At 61.4% G+C, this 18,419-nt stretch carries 16 protein-coding genes; 9 read left to right on the top strand and 7 right to left on the bottom strand.

All coding sequences use genetic code 11. The features are described from left to right. Positions 1-11 precede the first annotated feature (11 nt). From JF616_16205 to JF616_16180, 6 genes are all read left to right on the top strand, one after another. Positions 12-755: a YebC/PmpR family DNA-binding transcriptional regulator gene (locus JF616_16205; GenBank protein ID MBW8889298.1), complete on the top strand. Its 744-nt coding sequence runs from the start codon at positions 12-14 to the stop codon at positions 753-755. A gap of 82 nt (positions 756-837) precedes the next feature. Continuing rightward, positions 838-1,338, top strand: coding sequence for a crossover junction endodeoxyribonuclease RuvC (ruvC, locus tag JF616_16200; GenBank protein MBW8889297.1), 501 nt, complete (start codon positions 838-840; stop codon positions 1,336-1,338). A 25-nt stretch (positions 1,339-1,363) separates the two neighbouring features. Further along, a complete protein-coding gene (gene ruvA / locus JF616_16195; protein ID MBW8889296.1) occupies positions 1,364-1,960 on the top strand; it encodes a Holliday junction branch migration protein RuvA in 597 nt (198 codons plus the stop codon). Between the two features lie 9 nt (positions 1,961-1,969). After that, a complete protein-coding gene (ruvB, locus tag JF616_16190; GenBank protein MBW8889295.1) occupies positions 1,970-2,995 on the top strand; it encodes a Holliday junction branch migration DNA helicase RuvB in 1,026 nt (341 codons plus the stop codon). Positions 2,996-3,213: 218 nt separating this feature from the next. Then, positions 3,214-3,651, top strand: a complete 438-nt coding sequence (locus JF616_16185; protein MBW8889294.1) for a hypothetical protein — start codon at positions 3,214-3,216, stop codon at positions 3,649-3,651. 89 nt (positions 3,652-3,740) lie between these two features. After that, complete coding sequence (locus tag JF616_16180; GenBank protein ID MBW8889293.1) at positions 3,741-4,931, top strand: hypothetical protein; 1,191 nt, start codon at positions 3,741-3,743, stop codon at positions 4,929-4,931. Between the two features lie 61 nt (positions 4,932-4,992). Here the strand turns inward: JF616_16180 and JF616_16175 are convergent, their stop codons facing one another. From JF616_16175 to JF616_16160, 4 genes are all read right to left on the bottom strand, one after another. Further along, on the bottom strand, positions 4,993-5,631 hold the full coding sequence (locus JF616_16175; protein MBW8889292.1) for a peroxiredoxin: 639 nt from the start codon (positions 5,629-5,631) through the stop codon (positions 4,993-4,995). A 244-nt stretch (positions 5,632-5,875) separates the two neighbouring features. Continuing rightward, complete coding sequence (locus JF616_16170) at positions 5,876-8,434, bottom strand: DNA translocase FtsK (GenBank protein ID MBW8889291.1); 2,559 nt, start codon at positions 8,432-8,434, stop codon at positions 5,876-5,878. A 352-nt stretch (positions 8,435-8,786) separates the two neighbouring features. Beyond that, positions 8,787-9,992 carry a glycine cleavage system aminomethyltransferase GcvT gene (gene gcvT, locus JF616_16165; protein ID MBW8889290.1) on the bottom strand — a complete coding sequence of 402 codons (1,206 nt, stop codon included), beginning with the start codon at positions 9,990-9,992 and terminating at the stop codon, positions 8,787-8,789. A 74-nt stretch (positions 9,993-10,066) separates the two neighbouring features. Next, positions 10,067-10,378, bottom strand: a complete 312-nt coding sequence (locus JF616_16160; GenBank protein MBW8889289.1) for an STAS domain-containing protein — start codon at positions 10,376-10,378, stop codon at positions 10,067-10,069. A gap of 124 nt (positions 10,379-10,502) precedes the next feature. Between JF616_16160 and JF616_16155 the strand changes: the two genes are divergently transcribed. The 3 genes from JF616_16155 (at position 10,503) to JF616_16145 (ending at position 14,839) form a co-directional block, all read left to right on the top strand. Continuing rightward, a complete protein-coding gene (locus tag JF616_16155; GenBank protein MBW8889288.1) occupies positions 10,503-10,880 on the top strand; it encodes a CbiX/SirB N-terminal domain-containing protein in 378 nt (125 codons plus the stop codon). A gap of 312 nt (positions 10,881-11,192) precedes the next feature. Continuing rightward, the gene (locus JF616_16150; GenBank protein ID MBW8889287.1) at positions 11,193-12,530 is read left to right on the top strand and encodes a class I SAM-dependent RNA methyltransferase; all 1,338 of its coding nucleotides are present in this window, start codon (positions 11,193-11,195) and stop codon (positions 12,528-12,530) included. A 671-nt stretch (positions 12,531-13,201) separates the two neighbouring features. Further along, the gene (locus JF616_16145; protein ID MBW8889286.1) at positions 13,202-14,839 is read left to right on the top strand and encodes a 2,3-bisphosphoglycerate-independent phosphoglycerate mutase; all 1,638 of its coding nucleotides are present in this window, start codon (positions 13,202-13,204) and stop codon (positions 14,837-14,839) included. Between the two features lie 20 nt (positions 14,840-14,859). Here the strand turns inward: JF616_16145 and JF616_16140 are convergent, their stop codons facing one another. The 3 genes from JF616_16140 to bamD form a co-directional block, all read right to left on the bottom strand. After that, the gene (locus JF616_16140) at positions 14,860-15,195 is read right to left on the bottom strand and encodes a hypothetical protein (protein MBW8889285.1); all 336 of its coding nucleotides are present in this window, start codon (positions 15,193-15,195) and stop codon (positions 14,860-14,862) included. Between the two features lie 334 nt (positions 15,196-15,529). Continuing rightward, positions 15,530-15,967 carry a hypothetical protein gene (locus tag JF616_16135; protein MBW8889284.1) on the bottom strand — a complete coding sequence of 146 codons (438 nt, stop codon included), beginning with the start codon at positions 15,965-15,967 and terminating at the stop codon, positions 15,530-15,532. Between the two features lie 22 nt (positions 15,968-15,989). Beyond that, the coding region (gene bamD, locus JF616_16130; GenBank protein ID MBW8889283.1) for an outer membrane protein assembly factor BamD at positions 15,990-18,419 on the bottom strand (2,430 nt) is incomplete at its 5' end.

Below are 18,419 nucleotides of genomic sequence, written 5' to 3'. Positions count from 1 at the left end.
GAGCGACCCCCATGTCAGGCCATAGCAAATGGGCGACAACCAAACGCAAGAAAGCGAAGATCGATTCGGCCCGCGCCAAGGTCTTCAATCGCATCATCCGTGAAATCACCGTTGCGGCCCGCATGGGCGGCTCCGACATCGAAGGCAACCCCCGCCTGCGCGCGGCGGTGCTCAAGGCCAAGGCCGCCAACATGCCCGCCAAGAACATCGAGACCGCGGTGGCCAAGGGCGCCGGCGAGCTCGAGGGCGTGCAGTACGTGGAAAACACCTATGAGGGATACGGGCCCGCAGGAACGGCCATCATGGTCGATACCATGACGGACAACAAGGTCCGCACCGTCGCCGAGATCCGCCATATCTTCAGCAAGGCCGGCGGCAACGTGGGCGCCGAAGGATCGGTGGGCTGGATGTTCAAGTCCAAGGGCATCATCACCCTTCCTAAGGAAGCCATCGGCGAAGATGCGCTATTCGAATTGGTGACCGAACACGGCGCCGAAGACTTGGATGCGTCGGGAGCGGAATACGAGATCAGCGCCGACCCCGCGCACTTCCATAAGCTGGTGGACGCCATGGAAAAGAAGGGCCTGAAACCCACAACCGCCGAAGTCTCCAAGATCGCCGAGAACATGGTCAAGGTCACCGGCGAGGACGCCCGCAAGGTGTTGGCCCTCCTGGAAGCCTTGGACGAGCAGGACGACGTGCAGGGCGTGCATACCAATGCCGAGTTCGACCAGAAGGAGCTGGAGAATCTTTGATCCCGAGGCGGGCCTCGCCGGCCATGCGCCCGGGGCCGCCGCCGGCCCCTCCCCAAGCGCAGCAGCTGCGGGACCACCACCAGTGGCAACCTCTCCCGGTCTCTTCTCCATGATCGTCCTCGGGGTCGATCCGGGAACCATCCGCACGGGTTACGCCTTCCTGGAAAAGCGCGGCGAGCGCATCCGCGTCCTCGAATACGGGGTCATACGCAATACCGACGGCTCTCCCCTGCCCCTCCGCCTGGAGAAAATCCACCGCGAACTGCGGTCCTTGATGGAAACCTACCGGCCCGCGCATCTGGCCTTGGAAAGCATCTTCCACGCCAAGTTCGCGCGCTCGGCGCTCATCCTCGGCCATGCGCGCGGGGCGGTGATGGTGGCGGCCCAGAGCCTGGGCATACCCGTGTCGGAATACGCCCCGAGCCTGGTAAAAAAAGCGACCGTGGGGAAAGGCAACGCCACCAAGGAAAGGGTGGCGACCCTGATCCAGAGCCATCTGCAACTTAAAGCGCCCCCCACCCCATCGGATGCCGCCGACGCCTTGGCCATCGCCTTTTGCCATCTGATCCAGGCGCGGCGATAAACCCCATCTTTCTAATTTCCCAGTCATGATCGAATTCCTCCGCGGGCGCTTGGCCCAGAAGCAGCCGGCCCGCCTGGTCATCGACGTGGGCGGCGTGGGCATGGGAGTCGACGTTTCCCTGCGCACCGCCGAGGCCATGCCCGCCGAAGGCGAAACCGTCAACCTCCTCACCTATCTTCACGTTCGGGAAGAATCGCTGGAATTGTACGGCTTCGGCGACGACCTGGAACGGGCCCTTTTCCTGAAGTTGCTGGGCGTAAGCGGCATCGGGCCGCGCCTCGCTTTGCGGATCTTGTCCGCGCTTCCTCCTTGGCAATTGGCGCGCCTGATCATCGACGGGGACATCAGCTCGCTTACCGCCTTGAAAGGGATCGGCAAGAAAACGGCCGAGGTGATGGTCGCCTCCTTGCGGGCCTCCTTGTCCAAGATGGATTTGCGCCCTCCCACCGGATCGCCTGCGACCGCCAAGGACAATGAAGCATCCCGGGACGCGGTGCAGGCCCTGATTACCTTGGGGGTCAAGGAAGGGCCGGCCCAGGCCGCCGTGCAGAAGGCCATGGAGAAGCTCGGGGAGAAGGCCGGAACCACCCAGCTCATCACCCGGGCGCTGCAGGAAGTGTAGATTGTTGCCATGGCCGAACGCATCATCGCACCCGAGCAATTCGGCGACGACCCCGAACAGGACGTCTCCCTAAGGCCGGCCACCTTGGCCGACTTCATCGGCCAGGAGAAGCTCAAGGAAAGCCTGGGCGTGTTCCTCCAGGCGGCGCGGGACCGCAGGGAATCGATCGACCATATTTTGTTCGCCGGGCCTCCCGGCCTGGGCAAGACCACCTTGGCCCATATCATCGCCAAGGAAATGGGCGCGAATCTCAAGATCACTTCGGGGCCCGCCCTGGATAAGCCTTCGGAGTTGGCCGGGATCTTGACCAATCTCGAGGTGAACGACGTCCTCTTCATCGACGAAATCCATCGCATCAGCCGGGTGATAGAGGAATTCCTCTACCCCGCGATGGAAGATTTCAAGATCGACATCATGCTCGAGTCGGGCCCTTCGGCCAAGTGCATAAACCTGCCCTTGAAACGCTTCACCCTGGTGGGAGCCACCACGCGCACGGGTATGCTGACCTCTCCCCTGCGCGATCGCTTCGGCATGACCTTCCGACTGGAAACCTATTCCGTCGCCGAGATGAAACGAATCCTCGCCCGCTCGGCCCGTATCCTCAAGGTCGAACTGTCCCCGGAAGGCGTCGACCTCCTGGCCGCGCGCTGCCGCGGTACGCCGCGCGTGGGCAATCGCGTGCTACGCCGTTGCCGCGACGTGGCCCAGGTGAAGGGCACCGTCCTCGTCACCGAGGCCATCGTACAGAAAACCTTGGACATGCTGGGCATCGATCCCTTGGGCCTCGACGAAATGGACCGCACCATCCTCAATACGATTATCCATAAGTTCGAAGGCGGCCCCGTGGGCCTTTCCACCTTGGGCGCGTCCATCGGCGAAGAAACGGAAACCCTGGAGGAGGTTTATGAACCCTACCTCATCCAATGCGGTTTCCTGAAGCGCACGCCCCGCGGCCGCCTGGCCACCGCCAACGCCTATCGCCATTTGGGATTGATCCCTCCTGCTCCCGGCCCATCCCAAGAGGAATTGCTGTAACCCCTCGGCCTTTGCCTCGACTTCACCGCTCAGGAATAGGTTCGCCGCCTTGCGCTTTTAGATGCCGCAACGCCATCGAGCTGCCAATGTGTCAAAGGGTCCGGGAACAACTCCCGGGCCGACCCGGCAATTGCGCCCGATTTCGGTTGTCCGGGCCGGTTCGATGAATGGCGCGGGCTTTGCGACCAATATTCGTGCCCGTATCCGGAGTTTGGCGTATGCAAACGACTAAGCCATTTTTCCTGGCCCTCGAAACCGTTCTGAAGACCCGGTTACCCGCCGACGCCTTCGCGCAGGTGATGGAAGAATCCCTCTGGGAATTCGAAGCCGATGCCGGCGACGCGGAAGGGGTAAAGGTACGGGCCGCCAACTTGCGGTTCCCCTCCATATGCCTGTCGTTCTACCGGGCCATGACCAAGATGGGCATGAGCGCGGAATCCGCATTGGAGACGATCGCGCGCGCGGGCGAGAGCCTGCGATGGCCTACCGAGCCGGCCTCCGGTTCGCCTTGTTCCGTTGCCGCCTATTTCCGCGCCAAAGGGGCTTTGCATCTCTGCCGGACGGTTTTCTGCAGGTCATGCCTGCATTCCGGGAACGCATGCGGGCAAGCCGACCCGGAAACGCATGATTGGACGGCTTCGCAAATAGGGAATTGATACCCGCCCAGGATGCTTTCCGGGAACAATTGCTATCGTGCAATGATCGCAGCGCCGCGCCGCGTCCGTCCCCATGCGAAAGTCCCGGTATGCCTCTCGCCCATGATCCCGATCCCGATGGCCAAGTACGTAGTTACGGCTTTTCCAAGCTCTTCACCGAGGCGAAACTTTCCCTGGCTACTCTGGCAGGGGGACCTATCGCCGGCTTATTCATCGTGCATCGGAACTTCCTGGAATTGCAGGAATTCGATAGGGCCCGAAGAACCCTGATATCCGGCACCCTCGCCATTCTCGCCTACTATCCCTTCCTCTATTGGTTGACCTACCGGTATTTCGGGAAGGATCTTCCAGCCTATGCGAAACTTTTCCCGCCTTTCCTCCTGGAAATGGCCTTCATCGCCTACCAAAAGGAACAGATCACCGAATTCCTCGATGGCGGCGCCGTCAGGGAAAGCCTCTTCGCCGCTTCCCGATTCATCTTGGCCGGCTTGATGTTGGAAGCCCTCTTCTATGGCGCGGCCTTGATGCTGATGCCGGATATGCGGGGCGAGAAGGTCATTGTCGGCAAGAATCATCATGAACTTTATTACGAGGGCATGGACAAGAACGAAGCCATGGACTTGGCCTCCACCTTGGAATCCATGGACTACCTCAAGGGATATCGGCGGATGTTCGCGAAGGCCATACGGACGCAAGAAGGAATAATCCTGCTTTTTCCGGAAGCGCGGGATTGGAAGGACCTGGAAGTATTGGCGGACTATAGCATGCTTTTGGACGACATGGAGCGGCAAGGGTCCCAATCGATCCGGGGATGTTTTTTCCATGATCCGTATAGCCTTGCGGATACCGCTTGCTTCGGAAAGGATGCAGTTCCCCTTCTCGCCCCTCTGCGCAATCGTAAGTTAGAAGGCAGGCTCGACGTTCTCGCCAAGGTACGGGGCGAAGTCGTTTTCTTTCGGGCCCTATTCGAGGAGGCCAACCGGAAGCAAAAAAGCCACGTGGAATACGAACGGATCCCGACCCTGCTTATATTCGCCTCCAACGGGATCGCCACCATTAATCCCGGGAGGATCCCGGATGGCCTGGCGGAAGCCTATGGCAGCCGGGAGAACGCCCGCCTGGGCATTCGTATCCTCGCCTATGCCTTCCAAGGCCTGAGATGGCCGAAGGGCGATAACATCTATCTGCAAAACATGGAAATCCTGGATCGCCTGCAGGCCAATTTGGAGAAGGTTTCCGCCTCCTGGACCCAGGCCCCATCCCCCGGAAAGGGAACGTAGCGCCGGGTACAGAACCATTTTATTTGGTTATTAAAAGGTTCGCTATCCGCGGAGAGCTCCGCTACTTATTCGGCTGCGGCGTCATCCGCAAGTACGGTTTCACGACCTTCCACCCCTTCGGGAAACGCTTCTTCAAGTCTTCCGGATCCTGCAAGGCGGGCGCGATCACCACGTCCTGGCCGTCTTTCCAATCCACGGGAGTGGCCACCTTGTAATTGTCGGTAAGCTGCAAGGAATCCAGCACGCGCAGGATTTCCTGGAAATTGCGGCCCGTCGAGGCGGGATAGGTGATGTTGGCGCGGATCTTCTTGTTGGGATCGATGAAGAACACCGACCGGACCGTGAACTTGTCGTTCGCCGTGGGCTGGAACATTCCGTACAGGGTGGAAACGCTCTTATCCTCGTCCGCGATGATGGGGAAATCGATCTTGCAATTTTGGGTTTCCTCGATGTCGGGGATCCATCCCTTGTGCGATTGTTCGCTATCCACGGAGAGCGCGATCACGACGGCGTTGCGTTTGGCGAATTCCGGCTGGAGCTTGGCGGTCATCCCCAGCTCGGTGGTGCACACCGGCGTGAAATCCGCGGGATGGGAAAAGAAAATGGCCCATTTGCCGTTGATGTAGTCGTAGAAATGAAGCTTCCCCCGGCTGGAATTCTGCGTGAAATCCGGGGCTGTGGATCCGAGAGGTAAAGACATGGGGACCTCCTGATAGATGTCGGGTTAAATAATTTCCGAAATCAACGGGAGCAAAATATTCCGCAACGGGAATGGGACCGGAGGGTGACCGCGCAAGAACCAAGGAATCGCAATCCCTACCGGCCCGCTCGGAATGCCGCCATCCTTTAGCGGGCCGCCCACGCATCCGCGGCGACCGGAAGCCGAATACAATCGAAAGCGGAAAGCCTGAGCCTGCGCGAAGCCCCGCGGCAGGGCCAGCCGATCAATCGTCGTTGAGGCCCGAAGACAAAAAAGACTGCAATTCATCCGGATCCATCAGCACGTCCCTGGGCTTGGAACCCCGCTCCTTGCCCACAATCCCCGCCCGCTCCAACTGATCCACCAGGCGGCCCGAACGGGCATAGCCGATGCCCAAGCGACGCTGCAATAGGGAAACCGAGGCCTGCTTCACCTGCACCACCAACTCGGCGGCTTCACGGAATTTTTCATCGCGCGGCTCGTCGTTGCCCGCTTGGGCCCCCGGGTCATCTTCCAGGTTGAAGGATTGGATTTGGGGATAGTTCACGAACTGTTCCGAGGCCGCGGAGGCCAGTTTTTCGGCTTGGGCGTCGTCCAGGAAACAGCCGTGCAAACGGACCGGCTCCGGGAACTCGATGGGCCGGAAAAGCATGTCGCCGCGGCCCAGCAATTTCTCGGCCCCCATCTTGTCCATGATGGTGCGCGCGTCGATCTGGCTGGCCACCTGGAAGCTGATACGCGTGGGCAGATTGGCCTTGATGGTACCGGTGATGACGTTGGTCGACGGGCGCTGGGTCGCGAGGATGAGGTGGATCCCCACCGCGCGCGCCTTCTGGGCGATGCGGGCGATATTGGTTTCCACTTCCTTGCCGGCGACCATCATCAGATCCGCCAACTCGTCGATGATGATGACGATGTAAGGCATGATGCGCTTGTCCTCGGCATCCAGCGTATCGGGCAATTGCCCGGCCCTGACTTTGGTATTGAAACCCTTGATGTTACGGACGCCGCATTGGGCCAGCACCTCGTAGCGGCGGTCCATCTCGTAGGTGGACCACTTGAGCCCGGCCACCGCCACGTCCGGTTGGGTGATGACGGGGTAAAGCAGATGCGGGATGGAATCGTAGGGCTTGAGCTCTACGACCTTGGGATCGACCAGGATCATACGCAACTCGTCCGGCGTCTTCGAGCACAGGAAAGAGGCCATGATGCTGTTGATGCAAACCGATTTGCCCGAACCCGTCTGGCCGGCGATGAGCAGATGCGGGGCGCGCGTCAGGTCCATCACGTAAGGTTCGCCGGCGATGGTCTTGCCCAGGGTGATCTTAAGGGTATCCTCTTCCGTGGCGAACTCCGGCGCCTTGAGGATCTCCTTGATATACACGATCTGGGCCTTGCGGTTGGGCACCTCGATGCCCACCACCGATTTGCCGGGGATAGGCGCCAGGATGCGGATGCTTTTGGCGCGCAGGGCCAAGGCCAAATCGTCGGCGAGGGTGGAAATGCGGCTCACCTTCACGCCTGGGGCGAGCTCCACCTCGTAGCGGGTGATGACCGGGCCCGGGCAGATCTGGACCACCTTACCCATGACCTTGAAATTGATGAGCTGATCTTCCAGCAGCTTGGACTGTTCGCGCAACTCCTCTTCCGTGAACTCCAACGGCTGCTTGGGCGGATCGGAAAAAATCTCGTCGAAGGTGGGCACGCGATAGGGATCGTATTTGACTTCGGGCTTGGGCGGTTTTGCCGGGGCGCCCTCTTCGGTCGTGTGGGCCGCCTCGTCAGCCGCTTCGTCGCCGGCCAGGACGTACTTATCGTCGGATTGCCTTTTGATGGGAACGGGCGCATCCGCCTCATCGGTTTCTGCCGCGACCTTGTTGAGGGACTCGACCTCGCCTTGGTCCTTCCCTTTCTTGCGGCCTTTCTTCTTGCCCTTCAGGGAATCATTTTCGTCCGCATCGGCTTCCGGGTTCTCCGCCCGCGCTTCGATAACGGCTTCCGTCTCATGCTCCAGGCGCGCCACGCGCTCCTCGGCCTTGGCCTTCTGCTTGCGGAGCAATCCCGCGATCTCGGGATCGCGCGTCTTTTGCTCCCACTCGTTCAATTCGTTCACGCGCTTGCGTTCCAGATCCAGGTCGCGCATCTTACGCACGGCCAGTGGATCGTTCAGATCGAGGCCGGCGAGCGGGTCTTCTTCTTCCGCATCAATCTCGTCGAGCGGCCCGCCGATCACGTTGTGGGCCGAAAACACGGCTCCTTTGGGCACGGGCCCGGTGGGGAAACGTTCCTCCTCCGCCGCGCCGCCGCGCTTGCGACGGCCTTCGGGCTTGGGCTCCTCCGCTTCCGCGATAGGCAAGGGGATTTTCGGGATGCGCCCGCGTTCGACCTTACCGAGGGCCCGGGCTTTCGCGATCTCCTCGGCGGCCTTTTCGGCCTCCGGGATTTCCCCTTCCCCGGATTCGTCCTCCTCCTTCGCCCATAGCCGCCGTAATCCCGAGAAGAAGGGCCTTCCCACGAAGACGATGGACGCGGCGGATTTTTCCGAAACCTGCACCACGCTCATGCGGAAGCCCCAGATGACGACGAAGAGGAGAGCGATGGCGATGATCAGATAAGGCCCGAACTGCCCGGTCCCGAAGACGGGAATGAAAGCCTTGTGCACGATGAAATTGCCCAGATATCCGCCCGTCATCACGTAATCGGAAGGCCGTAGGATGCTCTGCCCGATATTGCGGATGCTAAGCAGTACCGCCGACCCGACGAAGAGCAATGCCAAAGCCAGCACCAGGCGCAGGGGAAGCATGACACGGGAAAGGGTCAGTTTGAATCCGAACACCGCCACGGCCGCGACCAAGAAGATGACCGGTAGGCTTCCCGCGAATTGGTTGAGGGTATCCGCCCACCAGTTTCCGAGGTAGGGTCCGAGGAGATTGACCCCTCCCGGTTCGGCGAAGTTGGAGAGGAGGGAAATGACGGTGACCAGGGAGATCGAAAGCAGCAGCAGGCCCCAGCCTTCGCGCAGAAGCGAATGGCCCCGCTCCTCATCCTCGTCCTCGGATGGCTGGGCCTTTCCCTTCGCCTTGGACGGGCTCGCTCCGTTCCTACCTGGCTTTTTCGCCTTCCGCTTCTCGATCTTGATCGACAAGGATCCCCCTCTAGGTCTTGGCGCGCTTGTAGAAATGCCTCGGAACGACCTTGGCGCGCTTGGCCACGTCCCGGATCATCACTTCCACTTCGGTTCCCGTTTTCGCGAAGGGCATAGACACGTAGGCCATGGCGATGCCTTTGCCCAGGGTCGGCGACATGGTGCCCGAGGTCACCACGCCGGCATCCTTCCCGCCCGCCCGCACCACCACGCCTTCGCGCGGGATGGCGAGTTCGAGCATTTCCAGTCCGACCACCTTCCGCTCCATGCCGCCCGGCTGCGCCTTGGGCGCGAGGCCCGACCGTCCCGTGAAATCGCCCTTATCCAATGCGGTGATCCAGCCCAGCCCGGCTTCGATGAGATTAGTCTTGTCGGTGAGTTCGTGCCCATACAGGGAATAGCCCGCCTCCAAGCGAAGGGTATCCCGGGCCCCCAGCCCTATCGGTAGGATATCATAGCGGGATCCCGCTTCCAATAATGCCTTCCATAGGCCGGGCAAAAGCCGGTTTTCGGGGAAGAATTCGAAACCATCCTCCCCGGTATACCCGGTGCGGCTGTAAAGCATGTCCGCGCCCAGCACCTTTCCAAAACCGGCCTTGTAGGTGGCCACCTTCGCAGGATCGCTTTGCATGACAGCAGCCGCGACGGCCAACGCATGCGGGCCTTGCAGGGACAGGATCCCCAGCTCCGCGCTGGCGTCCAAGAGCTCGACTCCCGCGCCCTCCGGATCCGCCTTCCGTAGGCTCTCCAGCCACGCGTAGTCCTTCTCGATATTGCTGGCATTGACGACCAATTTGAAACGCTCCGGACCCAGGCGATAAACCAGGATATCGTCCACCACGGTTCCGTTCGGATAGCACAAAGCCGAGTATTGGACGTCCATGTCCTTCAGCTTATCCACGTCATTGACCGTGGCCCGTTGCAGGAAACCCTTGGATCCCTTCCCGGTCACGAAGAAGTTACCCATATGGGAAACGTCGAACAGGCCGACCGTCTTGCGTACGGCATCGTGCTCCTGGCGGATGCCGGAATATTGGACCGGCATGCTGAAGCCTGCGAAGGGAACCATCTTGGCCCCCAAGGCCACATGGATATCGTAAAGCGGGGTTTTCTTGGGATCAGCCACGTTTCTCCTTGGACTTTGGGGCCCTGATGGAAGATCGCTCGTCTGCGGCCTGGGCGGCTCATGACGACCCGGCCCGGCCCGGCACGCCATCCGGCTGCCTATTTGATCAAGCGATCAAGGCTCCGGGGCGCCGGAATAGTGCCCAGAATATAGTCAAAAAGGGTTTAGCGGATTTCCAGCACCTTGTCCAAGGAGGTCGTGCGCAGGATATGGCGCATTTCCTCGGAAGGCTGGATTAGAACGAGTTTGGCCCCGCGCTTCGCGAGTTCGTTCATATTGAACATGATGACGCCTAAGCCGGCGCTGTCCAGGTAATCCAAATCGCTGAGTTTGAGGAAGAGATGCCCCTCCGCTTTCGGCAAGGTTTTCTGGAAGGCTTTGATCAACGCGTCCAAGCCGGCCTGATCCCACTCGCCGCGGATCTCGATGCAGGGTTGCCCCTCGAAGGTCATGACTTTTACGTTTGCTTGCGCCATTAGGATGCCATCGGTGGACTTACCTATTCTATCCCTTTGCGCCGCGGAAAGGCAAACTTTCCGGCCCGGGCGGGGGTCTTGCTAGTTTTATCGTCCCAGTCGCGTTCGCATAAAGGACTTTTCTTTGGAATACCGAAAGGCCTTGATTCTCCTGGGCCATGGCAGCCGGACCCCGGGGGCGTTTGAGGAAATGCAGGACCTGGTCCAGCGCCTCCAATCGCGATACCCGGATATCCTGGTCTTATCCGCCTATTTGAGTTTATCGCAGCCCGATTTGCCGGCCGCCACCGCACAAGCCGTGGCGAACGGAGCCGCGGAAGTACGCATCCTCCCGCTCTTCTTTTTCTCGGGGAAGCATGTGCAAGAGGATATCCCGCGCCTCGCGGCGCATGTGGAGGCGGCCCATCCGGGGACGCGCATCGTGCTTTTGGAGGCCGCCGGGCGGCATCCCGGCTTCGCGGCCTTCGTAGGCCGTGCCGCCGGCTTCGCTCCGGAGGAATAGTTCCGCAGCGCTAGGCGACCAGGAGGTCGGCGACCAGGAGGTCGGGGCGGATTTTCCTACCTTCACGGCCCCATGGCAAGACCCTCCCGTTCCTTTCCCGGATCCCAACGTCACCCCCAATCCGAATCCGGACCCAAGCATAAGGGCGAGAGGGACGAGCAAGGCGGCGGTCGTCGCGGTCGTCCGAAACGCCGGACGGAGGGAAAAAGCTTCCCCGCGGATCGTAAATCCCCCTCGGTTTGGAAATACCCGGCCAAGGACGCCCCGGTAGTCGAGCCGGATAAACGGGAATTGCGCTTCTCGGAGATGCTCATGCAATTGGCCCGGAGGGCCGCGCCGGACCTGGTCCTGGGGGCGAAGCATCCCGAGCCGCTGGCGCGATTGGAATACGCTCAAGAGTTGGATCTGAAGAACCGCGCCTTGCAGGAGTTCTGGACCGCACGCGGCTTGCCGGACAAGCCCAATCGCATCCTGCCTTCGCCCCGGCCGCGCGGCTACCGCACCACCACCAAACGCCGCGTGGTACGAAAAGCCGGAGGCTTCGTCCTCGCCTTCCTGACCGACGCTTCCGCGGCGGCGCATCCCAAGGCGGCCTCGGAATCCCGCTTGGAGCCCCCGGAGCACAAGGCCATCTACGATTTCCTGTTGACGAAGCTCAACACCGATCCGTACCACGGCCTGGCCAATGCGCTGAACTACATCATCATCCGCGGGGATTACGGCCATCCCGCCGTCTTTTTCAACCTGCATCGGCTGAACGCCGACGTGGTGCGCAAGGCCAAACTCCTGGGGCAACACTTGCAAGGGGACGTCTACAAGGTCGCCTCCGCCTTTATCTTCTTCGATCCTTCCCGGTCGGAATACTATTTCGAGGCCCGCGATCCGGAGGGACCGTGGAAGCTGAAGAAGCTTTTCGGAACTGATGATATCCGCATGCAGGTGCGAGATAGGACCTATGTTTTCAATCCCACCTCATTCTGCCAGGTGAACGCCTCCATCCTGCCGGATTTCCTGGGCAAAGCGGAGCAGTTGCTCAAGCCCAAGCCGGAATACCGCCTGCTGGACCTGTACTGCGGCTTCGGCTTCTTTACCTTGCCCCTGGGCAAAGGCTATGGCGAAGCCACGGGAGTCGACCTGGGCGGGCCGGCCATTACCTCGGCCCAGAAGATGGCCGCGGGCGAGAAGGATACCCATGTCCGCTTCAAGGCCGGACGCATTTCCGCCAAAACCCTTGAGCGCCTCCTCCCTCCACCCACCGCGGACAAGCCTGAGGCCCTGCTGCTCGACCCTCCCCGCCAAGGCACCGAGCCCGGAGTCATCCGCGCCCTGGCCGCCCGCAACCCGGCTCGCATCCTGCACATCTTCTGCGACATGGATACCCTGCCGAAAGAAGTGAATCAATGGCGCAAGGCCGGTTTCATGGTTTCGAAGGTGGTCCCGCTGGATATGTTCCCGGGTACCGATGACCTCGAAGTGATGGTGTTGTTCATCCCGGATCGGTACGGGATCCTGAATCGCATCGATAAGGAACGCTTCCAACGCACGCAGACCGAGGAGGAGGTGCCCGAAGCGCCGGTTCCGGTGAAGCGGGTCGTGGAGCGGGCGAAGCCTGGTAGAGGTGGGTCTGGCCGTGGGCGTGGGGCGAGGTAGGCTCGGCTATTCGCTTTCGGTACGACGGGTCAAACCCGCTTCGACCGCTCCCGCATCCTCGTTGCGATGTTCCGCAGGCGGCTCGCTCCTCATCGGTTGCCGCGCAGCGGAGGGCAGGCACGGTGAAGCAAAGAATCCGTGAATGCTCACGCGCCTGAATGGGGCGAAGCGCGGCGCGACCCGTAACATAAGCGTTACCCCTCCCGCCCACTGCGGGCGCGCCGGTCCTCCGTCGGGGTTATCGAACCATACCCCAGTCGATCGCGCGGCCGCAGGGAGCGGGCGGGGTCGGGCTTGGATCGCGCGGGCGGCGGGCAGGGCGTCGCCGGGGCTCCGGGACGCCGAGTTGCGAGCGCACACGGTCTGGGGAAGGGAGCAGCTTTCGAAGTACGGCCAGCCCGCGCCAGCCGGCGAGTGACCGACACCTTGGTTGCGCGGGCGTCCCCTTCCCCAGACCGTGAACGACCCCGATACCGATGAGCGAGCATCCGAGGCGGCCCGGAGCCCCGGCGACGCCCGGACCAACCCCAGTGCGCTCCAAGCCAGCCCCCAGCCCGCAGACCGCAACCCCGTGCGGCCGCCCGGGCCCATTGCGCGGGAAGAACGCCCCGCCCCAGGCCCGACGCGCCCTGAGCTATATTTGGGATTCACGTATTCACCGAAGGTTTCCCATGCTCCAGCGCTTCTCCAAGTTCCCCGGCGTCAAAGGTCCCCTCGTCATCGTCGTCATGGACGGTTACGGCATCGCCCCACCTACGGAAGGCAACGCCATCGCCCTGGCCCGCAAGCCCATTCTGGACGGCCTGCTCGCCAAATACCCGAACACCTTGCTGAAGGCCCACGGGAAAGCGGTGGGGCTGCCCAGCGACGACGACATGGGCAATTCCGAGGTGGGCCACAATGCCATCGGGGCGGGCGCGGTGTATGAACAGGGCGCATCGCTGGTGAACCAGGCCATCGCGTCGGGCAAGCTGTTCGAGCGGCAAGCATGGAAGGACGTGGCGGGGAATGCCCAACGCGGTGGGACCCTGCATTTCCTGGGCCTCTTTTCGGACGGCAACGTGCATTCGCATATCAACCATCTGACCGCCCTCATCAAGCGGGCCAAGCAGGAGGGCGCGCGCCAAGTGCGGGTGCACGTCCTGCTGGATGGCCGGGACGTGGGCGAGACTTCGGCCCTGGATTACGTGCTGCCTTTCGAGAAGTTCCTGAAGGAAATCTCCGACTCCGGCTTCGACGCGCGCATCGCGAGCGGAGGCGGGCGCATGAAGATCACCATGGATCGCTATGAAGCGGATTGGAGCATGGTGGAGCGCGGGTGGAAATGCCACGTGCTGGCCGAGGGTCGCTCCTTCGCTTCGGCGGAGGAGGCCATCAATACCCTGCGGTCCGAAGCCGGGAGGGTGATCGATCAGGATTTGCCGCCCTTCGTGATCGCGAAGGATGGGAAGCCCGTCGGGCCCATCGTGGACGGCGATAGCGTGGTGTTCTTCAATTTCCGGGGCGACCGCGCCATCGAGATCTCGCGGGCCTTCGAGGACGACAACTTCCCCTATTTCGATCGCAAGCGCCGGCCCAAGGTAGTGTATGCGGGCATGCTGGAATATGACGGCGATTTGCATATTCCCAAGCGGTACCTGGTGGCGCCGCCGGAGATCAAGAACACCATGGGCGAGCAATTGGCCTCCATGGGAATTTCGCAATTGGCCATCTCGGAGACCCAGAAGTTCGGGCACGTGACCTATTTCTGGAACGGCAACCGTAGCGGCAAGTTCGATGACAAGACCGAGACCTATATCGAAATCCCGTCGGACCGGGTCTCATTCGATGAGCGGCCTTGGATGAAGGCGGCGGAGATCACGGACGCGATGATCGAGCAGATCAAGACCGGGAAGTACCGCTGCGCGCGCATGAACTACGCCAATGGCGACATGGTCGGTCATACCGGCAATCTGCGGGCGGCGACCATGGCCGTGGAAGCGGTCGATCTGGAACTGGGGCGCCTGCTGCCGGTTATCGATGCCATGGACGGGATGGCCATCATTACGGCCGATCACGGGAACGCGGACGAGATGCTGGAGATGGATAAGAAGACGGGAAAGCCGGCCTTGGATAAGACCGGGCATTTCAAGGCCAAGACCAGCCACACCTTGAATCCCGTCCCTTGCATCTTCTACGGGAAGCAGGCGCTTGGGCTTAAGATCAACGGGTCGGGATACGGGTTGTCGGACCTGGCGGCGACCACCGCGAATCTATTGGGGTATCAGCCTTCCGAAGGTTGGGACCGCTCGATCCTGTCGTTCGACTAGCGCACGGCCGGCCGCAAGGGTCAGCCCTTTATGCCCACGACCTTCACGCCGGTAAACCAGACCTTGAAGCCTTTTTCGCCCGGTCGCTCCAGGGAAATGGGGAGGCCGTCCACTTCGGTGGGCTTGGCCCAATCGGCGCGCATGGTCGCCGTATCGGCGCCGCCGCGGTGGAACACCCAAGAGCGGATGGTGCCGGCGGAATCGGCGGACAAATCGTAGGCATCGCCGGTGGTGTAGCCGCTCTGTTTGGGATAACGAACGGTGAGGACCCCTCCCTCCCCCAGCTTAAGATCCAGGCCTTGGTCCCAGGCGAGATGCAACGGGAAGAGCTGTCTTCCTTGGGAAACCAGGTCCACTCTCGGGCCATTTCCTTGCCGCCGTGCCTGACGTTGAAGGTGAAACGGATCGATCGCACTTTGGGGAAATCGGCCAGGCCATAACGCGACGCGATCCGATCGGCGAAGACGCGGGCCTGGGTAGGCGCGGCGATCTTGGAGGCGGCGGGAGTTTCCGGGCCCGGGATCGCAGGCGTTATCGAAACCAAGAACACGGAAAGCGTGGCGGCCAAGCGGCGGGGTTCGAAGCGGGAAGCCATGGGCGCTCCTTCCATTCGGGGGATGCGCCAGAATATAGGTTGTGCGCGTGGGCAGGCGAAAGGCGAAGGTTATTTATTCGTGACCGAAGGAATCTTTATTCGTGGCCGTAGGTTTCGCCGGGGACGAAGGTGTTTTCGCGGTCCAGTTTCAGGATATTCTCCAGAAAACTGGCTTCGAATCGGATCTCCTTTTCGGGCGGGGGCTCTTTCAGCAAGGTGAAGCTCACCTGAGGCTTTTCCACCTTGCCTTCGATGACAAGGGTCCGATTGAAGCTAAGCTCGGCGAAGGTGGACCCCGGTTTTCCCGCGGCCGGAGTCGCCGGATTCTGGGGTGCCACCAGGGTTTGGTCTTTCTTGGGCTCCACCGTAACCAAGGGAATGGCTTTGGGATTCTTCTTGCCGGCTTCGGCAGGGATCCAGCCCCAACAGAGCAACGCCAGGGCGCATAGGCGGATTATCGGCGCGGACGGAAGCATACCCATGCGGGTTATCGGCCTATTCCGCTGGAACTTGAGCCAGAACTTCATGGGCATGGCCTCCGCAATTGGGAGGGTTTCATAGGCCCGCCGGACGGTTGGTGAAATTAGGGATACGCAGATCGCGTTCGAGGAGGGATTTCAGGTACTGGGGGCTGGGAGTGGCTTGATTCCAAGGAAACATGGCCCCGGTTCCCGGCAGCTTGTAGCGCACGCGCAACCGCAACCACACGCCGAAACCTTCGTTGGGTTTATCGTTCTTCGCCGCGATGCGCAGGTAATGCCGCCCGGTCGGGAGCTTCTTGGAAACCGCCGGCCACACGTCCTTCGCGGTCCCCTTGTTCCACGGGCCCGCGATGGCCTTATGCGTGAGTACCGTATCGTTATCCAACAGAACCGCCCATTCGGGGCGGGCCACGACTTCGAGATCCAACCCTTGGATCTGGTTGGGAAGGTCGATGGCGGTTTGCGCGAAGACCTGTTTCCAGGGGATATAGGTCGCGAGCACGGTATCGATCTTGGGGCCTTGGCCCTTGTCGCCGCACCATAGGAAGCGGGGGAAGGTTTTGACTTCCTCCGGGTAATCGGCTTTGGGCATGATGCCTTTGCGGACCTTCTTCCACTCGGGATTATCCGCGGCGGGCCAGCCCTGCGCGGGCAATGCCGGCAGCGCCATCCATTCCTTCCCCGAATAGAAGTCCATGATGGTGTCCTGATCGGAACTGCGCGTCCATTTATCGGGCTCGATCTGGTAGAGACGCGCGAAGGCCAGTTCGCCCCATTCCGCCGGGACCGTCCCGGCGACGACCTTGGCGACCAAGGCCCGGTACTTTTCCGCGGCCTGGTCCTGCAACTGATACCCAACATTCTCGAGCTTTTCCTGGTAAGTCTTGCGCTGCTCGGGACCGGCCCCGGTCGGGATGGGGGGATGGACGAGGGCTTCCACCGCGAGCAGATCCAGGCATTTGGCCTGCACGAACTGGGCCCGGCCCAGGGCTATACCCAAGCTATCGTAGAGCGGATCCCGCTTCAGGTTGTACTTGGCCGCGAAATCCAGGCCTTGCTGGAAATACTCCATGGCCTTCGCTTCCAGCTTGGGGATGCCTTCCTGCACCAGCTTGACCTGATAGAAAAAGCGCTCCATGGGTTGGAAGCCGGCCGGGAACGGCGATGAGCGGGCCAAGTCGGCCGCGTCCACGTAGTGGCCGCCGAGGGCATGCGTGCTCTTGAGGATGGCTCCGCCCAGGGAATCGACCAGCTTAGGATCGAGTTCGTACTCTTGCGCGATGTCGAAGAAGGACATGAAATACTTGAGGCCTTGTTCATGGTAAGGCGTGATACGGGCGATTTGCTGCAGCTTGCCGGCGATGGCTTTCTCGGGAGTGCCGGCATCCACGCGCAATAACTGCGGCACCTGGGCCATGGCCTTGATCTGGCAGCCCATATAGCGCGTGGCCATGCCCGTCAGGCGCGCGTTGGCCTCCCCCACCCACTTGTTGTTGACCTCTTGCTTCCGCCCGATGGAAAGCACTTGCAGGTATTGCTGCTGGGCCCGGGCGTAGGAAGCCGAAAGCGACGAAAGGGCATCGTCCTCCCGATCGAGTTGTTCGCCGGGACCGCGCGCCGGCTTGCGGGGCGCCTCGTATACCTGGGTGCCGAAGTCCTCGAAGCTTTGGCCCAACGAGTAGGCGGCCCGCAGGGCCCAATCCACGATGCGGAAGTCGAGCACCTTCAGGTACTCGTCCACGGCGGCCTTCAGCAGGACCGTCTTGGCTTTCACGTCCGCATCGTAGGCCCCCGGCCGGATGGGCAGATCGCGCATGCGGCGGGAGGCGATTTCGCCGAGGGTGTGCTGGGCCTGGGCGGCGTAGAAACGCGGCGTGGGATCGGCGGTTTTGAGGCTGGCGAATTCGCGTAGCGCTTGCGTCATCAGCTTGGTGGCTTCGTCCGGACGGCTGCGGTTGAAAGCCGCCATGCCTCCCATGCACAGCGCCTGGATCATGCGGCCCTTGTCGTTCGCGTAACGGCGGGTGAACTGGGATTGCAACTCCGCCACCTTTTCCCAGTTCCGCATTTCCCCGTAGAGTTCCACGGCGCGGAACAGCAGGTTCGGGGCTTCTTCCTTTTGCGGATACTTCAGGGCATACGCCTCGAAGGCGCGCGCCGCCGAATCCTGCGCGTTTCCGTTGAGATAGGCGAAGCCGGCGTTGTACAACGCGGGTTCGGCCTCGGGGCTTTCGGGATGCGCGCGCGTGAGGTTCAGGTATTTATCGCCCGCCGTCTTCCACTGCCCGTCCTGCTCCCGGCATTTGGCTTCCCGGAAAAGCACCTTCGGGAGCAGCTTGGATTCGTAAAAGGCATCGCAGAAAAGCATGTAAATCTTGATGGCATCCGGCCACTTTTTCTGCTTCTCCTGCATCACGCCCGCGTTGAACAGGGCCACCGGGGCGATGTCCGCCGTGGGGAATTCCTTGGGGATGCGCTGGTATAGCTCGGAAGCGGTCTGGAG

The organism is Fibrobacterota bacterium (assembly GCA_019509785.1).
Classification (GTDB): Bacteria; Fibrobacterota; Fibrobacteria; order UBA11236; family UBA11236; genus Chersky-265.
This window is presented reverse-complemented; position numbering and strand designations above follow the sequence as displayed.